A 13,640-nucleotide genomic window follows, 5' to 3' on the forward strand; every position below is an offset into this window, starting at 1 on the left:
TGCGTAGTGGAGTTCTTGCATTGATAAGCATCTCGATCAGGCGGCAGTTGTTTTCAATAAAGTAAAAGCCTGAGTGAAGACCACTCATAATTACGGAACACAAATTAATTATTCATTGTTAATTATTCATTATTCATTTAAGAGCGCAGGGCTTCGCGGGCAATAACGATCTTCTGTATTTCGGAAGTGCCCTCGCCAATAGTACAGAGCTTGGCATCGCGGTAATATTTTTCAACGGGGAAGTCTTTGGTATAGCCATAGCCGCCGAAGATCTGTACCGCATCATTGGCAGTGCGCACGGCTACTTCGGAAGCATAATATTTGGCCATGGCAGCCTGTTTGGTGCACTTCTGGCCGCGCTGCTTCAGATCGGCCGCCTGCATGGTGAGCAGCTCTGCTGCGGCTATCTGGGTGGCCATATCGGCCAGCTTGAAAGAGATGCCCTGGAAGCTGGCAATGGGCTTGTCAAACTGGTGACGTTCTTTTGAATACTTCACGGCGGCTTCATAAGCGCCTTTGGCAATACCGAGCGACAGTGCAGCAATAGAGATACGGCCGCCATCCAGCACTTTCATAGACTGGATAAAGCCCTCTCCTACTTCGCCCAGCATCCGGGAAGCCGGTATGCGGCAGTTATCAAAGACCATTTCCGCTGTTTCGGAGGCGCGCATGCCCAGCTTGTTCTCTTTTTTACCACCGCTGAAACCGGGCGTGCCTTTCTCTACTACAAAGGCGGTCATACCGTGGCTGTCGCGCACTTCGCCGGTGCGGGCTATCACCACGGCTACGTCGCAGCTTTTACCGTGGGTGATCCATGATTTGGTGCCATTGATCACCCAATGATCTCCATCCTGCTTTGCCACGCATTTCATGTTCATAGCGTCAGACCCGGTATTGGGCTCTGTAAGGCCCCAGGCGCCGATCCACTGGGCAGTAGCCAGTTTGGGGAGGTATTGCTGTTTCTGTTCTTCATTGGCAAACTGCAGGATGTGCCCGGTGCAGAGCGAGTTGTGGGCGGCCATGCTTAAGCCGATACCGCCGCAGAATTTAGCGATCTCGCTGATAGCGGTTACGTATTCGGGGTATCCCAGGCCGCTGCCTTTATATTGTTCAGGAACGAGTACGCCCATCAGGCCCAGCTCTCCCATTTGCTGCAAGAGGGCTTTGGGGAACTCCTGGCGTTCGTCCCAGTCAATCACATGGGGTTGTATATGCACTTTTCCAAAGTCGCGGATCATTTGCGCAATCTGTTGCTGCATTTCTGAAGGCTGAAAATCCATAGCACTTAAAGTTTGAGGTTTGTATTCAGCTGCCGGCTGTTAGCTGTTAGCTAAATGCCAGCAGCCGGAAGCTAAAAGCTACAAGTTGATGTATTTTTCAAGTTTACGATAAATACTATCATTCACCAATGGTATGTTGTAAAGGTCTTCCGGGCGGCTGAAAGGCCCGTGGTTATTACGGTACTGCACTATTAAGCGGGCTAATTTGTAGCGTATGTATGGATGTTGGCCTAAAGATTTCTCATCCATCTGATTGATGTTGAGTTTTTTTAGAGAACCGCTATCCAGGCGGAGAGAAGCTTGAATTTTATTAAATGTACTATCCGGCAAGCCGTAGGTTTCGGCCACCTGGGCGATGGAATAGAAGCCGCCCAGCTTCTCACGGAAGCGCACCACGCGGGCTGCCAACGTGGGACCGATGCCAGGTAAAGCCTCCCAGGCGGCAGCATCGGCGGTATTGACAGAGATAACAAGGGGTTTACGCCGGGGAAAGCGGGCCGGGAAAGTATCTCTTTGAAGGCGGACCGGCTGTTTGGCCAAGGTTTTCCGGGGGTACGGAGTATACGTCCTGTTGCGTGTTTTTACCGTATCTGCGGCAGCCAGTTGCTGCTGAAAGGCCCTGACCTCGGCCGCGAAGGTACTGTCTGCCGGGAGGGTGGCGGGTAGCCAATTTTCGCGCAGGCGGGGCACACCAACCGTTATGGCAATAAGGGCCAGCAATACCAGTATGCCTCTTTGCTCCTGCTTAGTGAAGGTCAGCTGGTTTTGTAACAAACGTTTTTTCATAAACGCCGGCAATTTAACGGATAGCCTGAAGCTTTCGCGTTAATCAGATACTAATGACAGGGATGACAGGCAGGGAGGATCACATTTCCAGCTGAAGGCCGTCATAGGCCAGTTCCATACCGGCGGGCAGTTCCTGGTTCACTTCCTGGTGCAGGCCCAGCTGATGACTGATATGGGTGAAGTATACGCGGGGCACTTCCAGCTCCTGTGCCAGGGCAATGGCTTCGCCCAGGGTGAAATGGGAAATGTGCTTTTCTTTGCGCAGCGCGTTCAGCACCAGTACCTGTGAGCCGCGGATCTTTTCCTTTTCTTCATCGGCTACAAAGTTGGCATCGGTAATGTAGGTAAAATCGCCAAAGCGGAAGCCCAGCACGGGCATCTTATGGTGCATAACCTGTATGGGAATGATGGGGAAGTTCTTAACGCTGAACGCCTCGTCTGTAATGGTTTTGAGGTTCAGCTCGGGAATGCCGGGGTATTTAAAGTCGGCAAAGGCGTAGGCAAATTCGCGCATGATGGCGCCCTGTGTGAATTCGGTAGCGTAGATATCAATGGGCTTTTGCTGAAAGTAGTTGAAAGCACGGATATCATCCATACCGGCGATATGGTCTTTATGGGAATGGGTGATGAGCACAGCTTCCAGGTGCTGTACACGTGCCCTCAGCATCTGGTAGCGAAAATCCGGTGTGGTATCTACCACGATATTGCCGATCTCCGATTCAACAAATATGCTGCTTCTTAAACGATTATCCTTTTTATCTGCAGAGGTGCATACCCGGCAATTACATGCTATAACGGGTACTCCCTGCGATGTACCTGTACCAAGAAAAGTGATCTTCATCATGCTGATTCTTCAGAGGAGGGGTTTTCTGCGTCTGTAATATTCCTGTTTTCCTGTACCTGTGTATACAGTTTCAGGGAGTCCGGGCTGAGCAGCGTGGTGTCCAGCTGCAGGGTAGACAGGATATCCAGCAAAGTATTGATACGGCCCTCCAGGTTCAGGAATTTATTGATCACCACCACTTTCTTATGCTCCAACACACAATACCCGGAGGTGAAAGTCCCCTTTTCAAAGCGGAGCATATATTTCCCCTCTTCGAAAATCTTTTCCAGCCGGTTGAGATTGGCTTGCGTGATTTTGATGTTCATCCTGCAAAAATAAACAATCCTGTTGGTTTGAGGTTTGAAGTTTGAGGTTGGAGGTTCGTTACACGTTGCAGGTTCAGCTCAACAGCCACCTCAAACTTCAAACCAGTTATTTACTCACCAGCCTTGCCACAGGCACGATCATTTCTTCGAGAGAGATGCCGCCGTGCTGGAAGGTATTCTTGTAGTAGTTTACGAAGTAATTATAGTTGTTGGGATAGCACAGGTAGCCATCCGCACGGGCAAATATATACGATGAATTGACATTGGGCTTGGGCAGGCCAGCCTCTTTGGGATCGCGGAAAGCCAGTACTTCCTTGGGATCATAGTTGAGGTTGCGCCCGTGTTTGTAACGCAGGTTGGTGGTGGTTTGCTTGTCGCCTATCACTTTCACCGGTGTTTTTACCCGCACGCTGCCGTGGTCTGTAGCTACGATCAGGTTGATCTTTCTGTCTGCAATGCGTTTAAGGGCCTGGTGCAGCGGAGAGTGTTCAAACCAGCTGGCAGTAATGGAGCGGTAGGATGTTTCATCGCCCGCCAGTTCTTTCAGTACTTCCATTTCCGTACGTGCATGGCTCATCATATCCACGAAGTTGTATACCACCACGTTCAGCGGATAGTCCAGCAGGTTATGAATATTGTTCACCAGGTGCTGACCATCGGCATGGTTGATCACCTTGGTGTAGGAGAAGCGTGCATCTGCTTTCAGGCGGGAAAGCTGCGCGGCAAAGAACTCTTCCTCGTACAGGTTCTTCCCTCCTTCTTCATCATCGTTCTTCCACTGTACCGGGAACTTCTGCTCAATGTCTACCGGCAGCATACCGGCAAAGATGGCATTGCGGCTGTACTGGGTGGAAGTAGGCAGGATGCTGTAAAAAGTGTCCTCCTCCAGGAGACGGAACGATTCCAGGAAAATGGGCAGGATGGTCTTCCACTGGTCAAACCGCAGGTTATCAATGAGGATAAAGAAATTGGGCACCTCAGGATCGAGGTTGGGGATCACCTTATCCCGGAAAAGGGTATGCGACATTACAGGGGCATCTTTTGATTTGGGATGCACCCAGTCTGCATAGTTACGGCTGATAAACTTGGCAAACTCCGTGTTGGCCTCGGCTTTCTGGGTATTGAACACCTCCAGCAGCTCGGGGCTGTTGGCTTTGCTCATTTCTATCTCCCAGTATACCAGCTTTTTATAGATGTCCATCCACTCTGTATGGTCCAGGTTAGAGCTCAGGGCCATGAAGAGGGAGCGGAACTCCTGCTGATAGGCGCTGGTGGTTTTTTCGGCCACCAGGCGTTTATTGTCTATGATCTTTTTAAGAGAAAGTAATACCTGGTTAGGATTGACCGGTTTAATGAGGTAGTCGGTGATCTGGCTGCCGATGGCATCGTCCATCACGTTCTCCGCTTCATTCTTGGTGATCATCACCACGGGGATCTGCTGATCGATCTCCTTGATCTTACCCAGGGTTTCCAGTCCGGTAATACCGGGCATTGACTCATCCAGCAGCACTACATCCACCACCTGGTCCTTCAGAAATTCAAGGGCATCATAGCCATTGGTAAGGGCCGACACCTTGTAACCTTTGTTCTCAAGAAAGAGTATCTGGGACTTCAGCGATTCTATTTCATCATCTACCCAAAGTATATTTATTTGACTCATCTATATCAGTTGTCTAATTAAGAATGATTAAACCAGGAACAATTTAACCTTTTCCGGCAATAATCATTCCGCACATCGCTCAATGAATTGTTAAAAGACGATCAATATACTTTATGGATATCTGCAAATGGATGCGGAAGGGCGTCCAGGGTTGTTAATACACTTTATACACAGCTATCGCTTTATCAGGGGGACCGGGGCCCCGTTTGCAGACGGCGCCTTCAATGGGCACAATAGATTCTGCATCAATAAAATACTCCTGCCCTACGGCCAGGTTGGCAAAAAGCTGATCGCCCTGCTGTACCCATACGGCCCCGGGATGGTTTACATTATCCAGGCGGTAGTCTGCCGCTCCCCAGCGGATCACCCGCGGGTCAAGGATATCCACGATAACGCCCATACAGTCTTTGTTGAGCAGTTTGACCCTTATGCGGGCTGCCGGGCCTTCGGGCTGCTCATCATCGCTGCTACAGGAGGGCAGCAGGGTGAGTGTTACCAGTATTGTTGTCACTATGGTGAAAATACGCGTAAAGTGAGATCTCATATGTAATGGGATTAATATATTTTGGTAATATCCTGCGGATTTGGCCTGGCTAAATGTAACATATAGGGGTATTTTATTCGTTAAACGTCTATACATTAGAAAAAGTTACCGTTTGAAACCGTAGTTTTGTAGATAGCTAAAGCGAGATTAATGACGGAGCGCAAGCGAAAGATCATAAATGACCCGGTATATGGATTTATAACGATCGATCATCCTTTGATCTTTAACCTCATTTCCCATCCCTACTATCAGCGATTACGCCGTATCCATCAAATGGCCCTGGCCCACCTGGTGTACCCGGGCGCCATGCATACGCGTTTTCATCATAGTATGGGAGCCTACCACCTGATGTGCTGGGCGCTGAGCGAGCTGCAGGGAAAGGGGGTTCATATTACCAGGGAGGAGGAGCTGGCCGCTAAAATGGCCATCCTGCTGCATGACATCGGTCACGGACCGTATTCTCATGCCCTGGAGACCGATATTATTGAAGGGGTGTCTCATGAGGCCATCGGCAGCTGGCTGATGGAAGACCTGAACCAGCAGCTGAAGGGGGCCCTGGGCCTGACACTGGATATAATTAATGACCGCTACCATAAAAAGTTCCTCCACCAGCTGGTGAGCAGCCAGCTGGACGTAGACAGGATGGATTACCTGAACCGGGACAGCTTTTTTACCGGGGTATCGGAGGGGGTGATTGGCTATGACCGTATTATCAAGATGCTGACGGTGCACAACGGAGAGCTGATGGTGGAAGAAAAAGGCATTTATTCTATCGAAAAATTCATTGTGGCCCGGCGATTGATGTATTGGCAGGTATACCTGCATAAAACGGTGCTGAGCGCCGAAAATATGCTGGTGAAGATCTTATGCCGGGCTAAGGAGTTAGCGTTAAAAGGGGTGGAGCTTTTTGCCACGCCCGCTTTACAATACTTTCTGTATCATACCATTACGGCAGATAACTTTGAGCGGGAACCTGCCTGCCTGCAACAGTTCTGCCTGCTGGATGACTATGATATCATGGGCGCCGTAAAGGTCTGGACGCAGCATGAGGATAAAGTATTGTCGCTTTTATGCAAATGGCTGATAAACAGGAATTTGTTTAAATGCATTCTCAGTAATGAGGCCTTTGACGAGACCGCTGTATCCCTGCTGCAGCAGCAGGTCAGGCAGCAATGGGGCATTGAAGGCAGGGAATTGGACTATTTTGTGTTTACCGGAACAGCCAGTTTACGCGCCTATAATGTCGCAGATGAAAAAATTAACATTCTTTTTAAGGATGGCACTGTGAAAGATATTTCCAGTATAGACAATGCGTTAGTGAGTCATACGCTGGCTATACCCGTAAAAAAATTCTACATTTGTCATCCAAAAATATAGGTAAGCAACGTTTTATAAGTAATTAAAATGTTACAGAATTAACTTATACGATCCGGTGAGGGCCTAATAGGTAACTTTATTAATCTTTAACTATGCAATTTAGCGCAGTACAATTGGCTACCATGTTAGATGGTAAGCTGGAGGGAAACCCGGAAGTTAAGGTGAGCAATATCGCGAAGATAGAAGAGGCCGGAGATGGCATGCTCAGCTTTATTGCCAATCCAAAATATGAAGAGTTCATATATAGCACGCAGGCGTCCATACTGATCGTGAATGAAAGCCTTGTAACAGAACGGCCTGTAAAACCCACGCTGATCCGTGTGAAAGATGCGTACAGCAGCTTTGCACTGCTGCTGGAGAAGTATAAGCAGATGGTGGGCAACAAAACCGGTGTGCAGCAACCTTCGTATATTCCAGCATCCGTGAAAATGGGGGCGAATGTTTTCGTAGGCGCATTTGCGTACCTGGGTGAGAATGTAGTGCTGGGCAACAATGTCAAGATCTATCCCGGCGTATACCTGGGCGATAATGTGATTGTGAATGACGACTCGGTGATCTATCCGGGTGTGAAGGTGTATGACAATTGTGTGCTGGGCTGCCGGGTAATATTACATGCCGGCTGTGTGATTGGCGGCGACGGCTTTGGCTTTGCCCCCCAGCCGGACGGCTCTTATAAGAAAGTACCCCAGATCGGTAACGTGGTGATCCATGACGATGTTGAAATAGGCGCCAATACCACCATAGACCGCGCCACCATGGGCTCTACCGTGATCCGTAAGGGGGTTAAGCTGGACAACCTGATCCAGGTGGCCCATAACGTAGACATCGGCACCAATACCGTGATAGCTGCACAAACAGGCGTTTCAGGCAGCACCAAAATAGGCAAAAACTGTGTAATAGGCGGCCAGGTAGGCATGGTAGGCCATATACACATTGCAGACAATACCAAGATCAATGCGCAGAGCGGTTTGTCCAAGTCCATTACGGAACCCAACACTTCCTGGAATGGGTCTCCCGCGTTCGATTATAAAAGTTCGCTGAAAAGTCAGGCAATTTTTAGAAATTTGCCGGACCTTGAAAAACGCGTGAAAGAGCTGGAAGACATGGTAAAACAACTTCTCTCCGAGCGAGAGGGGGTTTGATGGACGTATAGACAAACTTCTTATATATTATGATTGAAAATCAAGAGTCGCAGAACCAACATACGCTAAAGGGACCTGTCACCATATCAGGTGTTGGACTGCACACGGGCGCTCAGGTAAATATGACCCTGAAACCGGCCCCTCCGGGTTTTGGTATAAAGTTCCAGCGGATCGACCTCCCCGAACAACCTGTTGTTAAAGCAGATGTGGATTATGTAGTTGATACCACCCGCAGCACCACGCTGGAGCACAACGGCGCCAGGGTAAGCACCATAGAACATATTATGGCAGCGCTCGCAGGTACGGGTATTGATAACGTGCTGATAGAGCTCAACGGCCCTGAAGTGCCCATTATGGACGGCAGCGCGGCTCCCTTCATGGAAGTGCTGGACGAGATCGGCTCCCAGGAACAGGATGCTAAAAAGGTCTATTATTCTATAGATACCAATATATCTTATTACGATGAGGTGAAAAAGGTGGAAATGGTAGCCCTGCCCGCAGTGGATTACCGCATTACCTGCCTGATCGACTTCAACAGCCCGGTACTGGGCACCCAGCACGCCAACTTAAAAGGCCTCCATGAGTTCAGAAAGGAAATAGCAGGCAGCCGCACCTTCTGCTTCCTGCATGAGCTGGAATACCAGCTGTCGCTCAACCTGATCAAAGGCGGAGACATCAACAACGCCATTGTAGTGGTAGACAGGCCGGTAACCGAAGAAGAGCTGCAACGCCTGGCCAAAGCCTTTAAGCGCGACAATATCTCCGTTCAGCGCGAAGGCATCCTGAACAATATACAGCTGCGTTATCCCAATGAGCCGGCCCGGCATAAACTGCTGGATGTGGTGGGCGATCTGAACCTGATCGGCTTCCCTATCAAGGCGCATATCATTGCCAACCGCCCGGGACACGCTTCCAACGTAGAATTCGCCAGGAAGATCAAACAATATATCAAGAAGAACAGGCATGCAAAGGATATTCCTATCTATGATCCTAACCAGCCTGCTATCTTTGACCTGCGCCGCATTGAAAAAATGCTGCCGCACCGTTATCCCTTCCTGCTGGTAGACAAGATCATTGATCTGTCTGACACGCAGGTGGTGGGTATCAAGAACGTAACCTTCAACGAATACTTCTTCCAGGGGCATTTTCCCGGTAACCCGGTAATGCCGGGCGTGCTGCAGATAGAAGCCCTGGCGCAGACAGGGGGCATACTGGCACTGAACACCGTGCCTGACCCAGAGAACTATGACACCTACTTCCTGAAAATAGACAACTGCAAATTCAAACAGAAAGTATTGCCGGGCGATACCATGATCCTGAAGATGGAGCTGCTGAGCCCTATCAGGAGAGGAATTGTGGAGATGCGGGGTACCGTATTTGTCGGTAGCAAAGTTGTAACAGAGGCCGACCTGGTTGCTCAAATCGTTAAAACAAGAGAAGGCAAGAACTAACAGCATGATCCACCCGCTCACGTACATTCATCCGGACGCCAAAGTAGCGCCAAATGTAAAAATAGATCCCTTCACCGTTATCCATAAGAACGTAGAAATTGGGGATGGAACCTGGATAGGTTCCAACGTTACTATTATGGAAGGCGCCAGGATCGGTAAGAACTGCCGTATCTTTCCGGGATCTGTTATCTCAGCAATTCCACAAGACCTGAAATTTGCAGGAGAAGATACCATCGTTGAAATTGGCGATAATACCACCATCCGCGAATTCGTAACCATTAACCGCGGCACCAAAGACAGGTGGAAAACCGTGATCGGCAAGAACTGCCTGATCATGGCCTATTGCCATATTGCGCACGACTGCGAAGTAGGGAACAACTGTATCTTCTCTAACAACACTACCCTGGCAGGCCATATTACCGTGGGCGACCACGTGGTGCTGGCAGGGATGGTAGCCGTTCACCAGTTCTGCAAGATCGGCGATCACGCCTTTGTAACCGGCGGTTCGCTGGTGCGCAAGGATGTGCCGCCTTATGTTAAAGCTGCCCGTGAGCCGCTTTCCTATGTGGGCGTAAACTCCATAGGACTGAAACGCCGCGGCTTCTCTCTTGAAAAGATCAATCACATCCTGGATATCTACCGCGTACTGTTCGTGAAAGGATATAATATATCCAAAGCCCTCAGCATCATTGAAGCGGAATTCCCCGCCACAGATGAGCGGGATGAGATCCTCTCCTTTATCCGGGACTCCGGACGGGGTGTGATGAAAGGATATACCACCCGTAACAATGACGATATCGCTTAACCAGGCAGGCAAGCGTTTTAACTACGACTGGATCTTCCGTCGGGTTAGCTACACCTTCCACGAAGGCGGGCGCTATGCCATACTGGGGCCTAACGGATCGGGAAAATCCACTTTATTACAGGTTATCAGCGGACACCTTCATCACAACGAAGGCACCCTTTCATACAGCAATGCGGAAGAACCCATCGAACCCGATGCGTTTTTCCGCTATTGCGCTATTGCTGCCCCCTACCAGGAACTGGTTGAGGAATTTACCCTGGCAGAAAGCATCGAATTCCACTTACAATTCAAATCATTCCTACCGGGCTTCACGCCCAAAGATATCGCCGCCATTGTTGGCCTGGAAAAAGCATGGAATAAACAGATCCGGTATTTTTCTTCAGGCATGAAACAGCGTGTGAAGCTGGCGCTTTCCATTTTTTCCGATGTCCCAGTACTGCTGCTGGATGAGCCCTGCACCAACCTGGATGCCGCCGGCGTACAGTTATACCAGCAACTGATAGAAACGCATTGCGGCAACAGGATGCTGATCGTGAGCTCTAATGATGAACAGGAGTACTATATGTGCCCGGAGCGGATCAATATTGTTGATTACAAGTAAGAAGAAAAAAGAATTACTTTTAATTTATGCAGACTGCCAGTAAAAAGGTGATCAACGGCTGGGCCATGTATGACTGGGCCAACTCAGTATACAACCTCGTTATCACTACTACCTTTTTCCCTATTTACTTTACAGAGATCACCAAAGCCGAATTTAAAGGCGAGATCATTCCCTTCTTCGGCGCCGGTTTTGTAAACTCTGCCTTGTATGATTATGCCTCTGCAGCGGCTTACCTGCTGGTTGCGCTACTCTCCCCTATCCTTTCCTCTATAGCGGATACCAGGGGCAATAAAAAACGCTTTCTTTTATCCTTCACCATGCTGGGTGCAGTAGCATGCAGCTCCTTATACCTGTTCACAGGAAGGAATGTGGAGTTTGGCACCATCTGTTTCCTGTTGGCAACGGTAGGATACTGCGGCGGACTGGTATTCTATAATTCCTACCTGCCGGAGATAGCCATACCGGAAGACCGCGACCGTATCAGCGCCAAAGGCTTTGCACTGGGTTATATAGGCAGTGTGATCCTGCAGCTGGTTGGCTTTGCACTGGTGGCGCTGAAACCTTTCGGCATGGAAGGCACAGCACCCGTGCGGATCACCTTCCTGCTGGTGGGTGTGTGGTGGCTGGGCTTTGGCCTGTTCAGCATAAGCCGTTTACCTGCATCCAAAGCTACCGTGCAGAAGCACTACGCCAGCGCATTTACGGAAGGCTTTACCGAGCTGAGAAAAGTGTATGCACAGGTGAAGCTGATGCCCGTGCTGAAACGCTTCCTGCGTGGCTTCTTCTTCTACAGCATGGGTGTGCAAACCGTAATGCTGGCGGCTACGCTCTTTGGCAGCAAAGAGCTGAACCTGCCTTCTACCAACCTTATCATAGCAGTGGTGGTGATACAGCTGGTGGCCGTACTGGGTGCATGGGGCATTGCCAGGCTGTCTGGTAAATTCGGCAACCTGCGTGTGCTCATTGCCGTTATCATTGTATGGCTGGGTATCTGTATTGCCGGTTATCGTATGCAAACGGCTATGGACTTCTATATACTGGCCGCTGTAGTAGGCCTGGTAATGGGCGGTGTACAATCACTCAGCCGCTCCACCTACGCCAAACTGATGCCGGAAACAGAAGATACCACCTCCTTCTTCAGTTATTACGACGTAACAGAAAAGCTGGCAATCGTAGTTGGTATGTTCAGCTTTGGCTACATAGAAGAACTCACCGGCAGTATGCGTAACTCCGTACTTGCACTGATGGCTTTCTTTGCCATAGGCCTGGCGTGGATTGTATCGGCATTGCTGCAACAAAGGAAAGAAAGTTTGAATTTAAGCGTTTAAAAGTTTAAGTGTTTGAAAGTCTGAGCGTCAGAAGGTGTTTTGTTGTGGCAGGCGCAGCAGGTAGCTAACTTCTGATTTTTGACTACCTTCAGACGCTCAAACATTCAAACTCTCAAACATGGAATTATATTCGATAGACACCGGCTTTTTTAAACTGGATGGCGGGGCGATGTTTGGCGTAGTGCCCAAAAGTATCTGGCAGAAGCTGAACCCGGCAGATGAAAATAATATGTGCAGCTGGGCCATGCGCTGCCTGCTTATCAAAGACGGAAAACGGCTGATATTGGTGGATAACGGCATCGGCAACAAGCAGGAGGCAAAATTCTTCAGTTATTACTACCTGCATGGCGATGCAACGCTGGACAGCTCACTGGCCGCACACGGTTTTCACAGGGATGATATCACCGATGTATTCCTGACCCATCTGCATTTTGACCATTGCGGCGGCAGCATTATACGCGAAGGCGATCGCCTGGTTCCCGCATTTAAGAACGCCGTATACTGGAGCAATGAAGCTCACTGGAAATGGGCTACCCAACCCAATGAGCGCGAAAAGGCTTCTTTCCTGAAAGAGAATATCCTGCCCATACAGGAAAGCGGACAACTGCAGTTTATACCACAACAGCCCGGCGTTACCTTTACAGAAAATATCTCCATCCGCTTCGCCAATGGCCACACCGATGCCATGATGCTGCCACAGATACGTTACAAAGGGCGTACACTGGTATTTATGGCAGACCTGCTGCCTTCTACGGGCCACCTTCCCATTCCGTATGTAATGGCGTATGATATGTTCCCGCTTACCACCCTGCAGGAAAAGAAGAGCTTCTTACAGGAGGCGCTGGAACAGCAGTATATTCTCTTCTTTGAGCATGATCCTAAAACGGAATGCTGCACCCTCCGGCAAACAGAACGGGGCATACGCGCAGGTGAGCTTTTCACGGTAAAAGACATCGTATAAGAGCTGTCAGAATGGCACCCTGTTTCCCGGCAGCACGCATTTTGCAATACCTTTGTTCTGAAATTGAAAAAGGAACAGATAATGGCAATTCACCTTACACCCGACAATAAATTGAAAAAGCTGATCGTAGTAGGCGACCGTGTATTGATAAAGCCCACACAACCCAATGAGCGTACGGAAAGCGGTTTATACCTGCCGCCCGGCGTACAGGAAAGAGAGAAGGTACAACAGGGCTACGTGATCAAAACCGGACCGGGATACGCCATCCCCGTTCCGGCAGAAGAAACGGAAGCCTGGAAACCGGAAGAAGAGAAAGTGAAGTATATTCCTTTACAGGCCCGGGAAGGCGATCTGGCCATCTTCCTGATCAGTGGTTCTACCGAAGTACTATACCAGGGAGAAAAATACTTCATCGTGCCGCAGGGCGCCATACTGATGCTGGAAAGAGAAGAAGAACTATAAATACAGGCAAAATGCCGGATGCTGAACGCTTAACGCTGAGTGCAAATTGCAGGAGGTGTTAAGCGTTTTGCATTCAGCGTTCAGCGTTTATTAA

General features: G+C 49.4%; 14 protein-coding genes. 8 read left to right on the forward strand and 6 right to left on the reverse strand.

Annotated elements, in window-relative coordinates:
* Nucleotides 1-137: 137 nt before the first annotated feature.
* From Q0577_RS23720 to Q0577_RS23745, 6 genes are all read right to left on the reverse strand, one after another.
* Entirely contained in the window at nt 138-1,280 is a 1,143-nt protein-coding gene (locus tag Q0577_RS23720; protein ID WP_298740752.1) for an acyl-CoA dehydrogenase family protein, read from the reverse strand.
* Between the two features lie 78 nt (nt 1,281-1,358).
* Complete coding sequence (locus tag Q0577_RS23725; RefSeq protein ID WP_298740754.1) at nt 1,359-2,066, reverse strand: helix-hairpin-helix domain-containing protein; 708 nt, start codon at nt 2,064-2,066, stop codon at nt 1,359-1,361.
* Between the two features lie 79 nt (nt 2,067-2,145).
* Nucleotides 2,146-2,910 (reverse strand): MBL fold metallo-hydrolase, encoded by a 765-nt coding sequence (locus Q0577_RS23730; protein ID WP_298740756.1) that lies wholly within the window; start codon nt 2,908-2,910, stop codon nt 2,146-2,148.
* Complete coding sequence (locus Q0577_RS23735) at nt 2,907-3,215, reverse strand: hypothetical protein (RefSeq protein WP_298740758.1); 309 nt, start codon at nt 3,213-3,215, stop codon at nt 2,907-2,909. The genes Q0577_RS23730 and Q0577_RS23735 overlap by 4 nt, the downstream gene beginning before the upstream one ends.
* Before the next feature lie 106 nt (nt 3,216-3,321).
* Nucleotides 3,322-4,875, reverse strand: coding sequence for a response regulator (locus Q0577_RS23740; protein WP_298740760.1), 1,554 nt, complete (start codon nt 4,873-4,875; stop codon nt 3,322-3,324).
* A gap of 154 nt (nt 4,876-5,029) precedes the next feature.
* A complete protein-coding gene (locus tag Q0577_RS23745; RefSeq protein ID WP_298740763.1) occupies nt 5,030-5,419 on the reverse strand; it encodes a hypothetical protein in 390 nt (129 codons plus the stop codon).
* A gap of 150 nt (nt 5,420-5,569) precedes the next feature.
* On the opposite strand from Q0577_RS23745, the gene Q0577_RS23750 reads away from it, so the two are divergent.
* From Q0577_RS23750 to Q0577_RS23785, 8 genes are all read left to right on the forward strand, one after another.
* A complete protein-coding gene (locus Q0577_RS23750; protein WP_298740765.1) occupies nt 5,570-6,796 on the forward strand; it encodes an HD domain-containing protein in 1,227 nt (408 codons plus the stop codon).
* Between the two features lie 92 nt (nt 6,797-6,888).
* Nucleotides 6,889-7,938, forward strand: coding sequence for a UDP-3-O-(3-hydroxymyristoyl)glucosamine N-acyltransferase (gene lpxD, locus Q0577_RS23755; protein WP_298740767.1), 1,050 nt, complete (start codon nt 6,889-6,891; stop codon nt 7,936-7,938).
* Between the two features lie 29 nt (nt 7,939-7,967).
* Entirely contained in the window at nt 7,968-9,389 is a 1,422-nt protein-coding gene (locus Q0577_RS23760) for a bifunctional UDP-3-O-[3-hydroxymyristoyl] N-acetylglucosamine deacetylase/3-hydroxyacyl-ACP dehydratase (RefSeq protein WP_298740769.1), read from the forward strand.
* Nucleotides 9,390-9,393: 4 nt separating this feature from the next.
* Entirely contained in the window at nt 9,394-10,194 is an 801-nt protein-coding gene (gene lpxA, locus Q0577_RS23765) for an acyl-ACP--UDP-N-acetylglucosamine O-acyltransferase (protein WP_298740772.1), read from the forward strand.
* Nucleotides 10,178-10,795: an ATP-binding cassette domain-containing protein gene (locus Q0577_RS23770; RefSeq protein ID WP_298740774.1), complete on the forward strand. Its 618-nt coding sequence runs from the start codon at nt 10,178-10,180 to the stop codon at nt 10,793-10,795. The genes lpxA and Q0577_RS23770 overlap by 17 nt, the downstream gene beginning before the upstream one ends.
* Nucleotides 10,796-10,821: 26 nt before the next feature.
* Nucleotides 10,822-12,123, forward strand: a complete 1,302-nt coding sequence (locus Q0577_RS23775; protein ID WP_298740776.1) for an MFS transporter — start codon at nt 10,822-10,824, stop codon at nt 12,121-12,123.
* A gap of 118 nt (nt 12,124-12,241) precedes the next feature.
* Nucleotides 12,242-13,084, forward strand: a complete 843-nt coding sequence (locus Q0577_RS23780; protein WP_298740778.1) for an MBL fold metallo-hydrolase — start codon at nt 12,242-12,244, stop codon at nt 13,082-13,084.
* Between the two features lie 81 nt (nt 13,085-13,165).
* Nucleotides 13,166-13,546 (forward strand): co-chaperone GroES family protein, encoded by a 381-nt coding sequence (locus tag Q0577_RS23785; protein WP_298740780.1) that lies wholly within the window; start codon nt 13,166-13,168, stop codon nt 13,544-13,546.
* Nucleotides 13,547-13,640: the final 94 nt, after the last annotated feature.

Origin of the sequence: uncultured Chitinophaga sp., assembly GCF_937898475.1 — a bacterium.
GTDB lineage: Bacteria > Bacteroidota > Bacteroidia > Chitinophagales > Chitinophagaceae > Chitinophaga.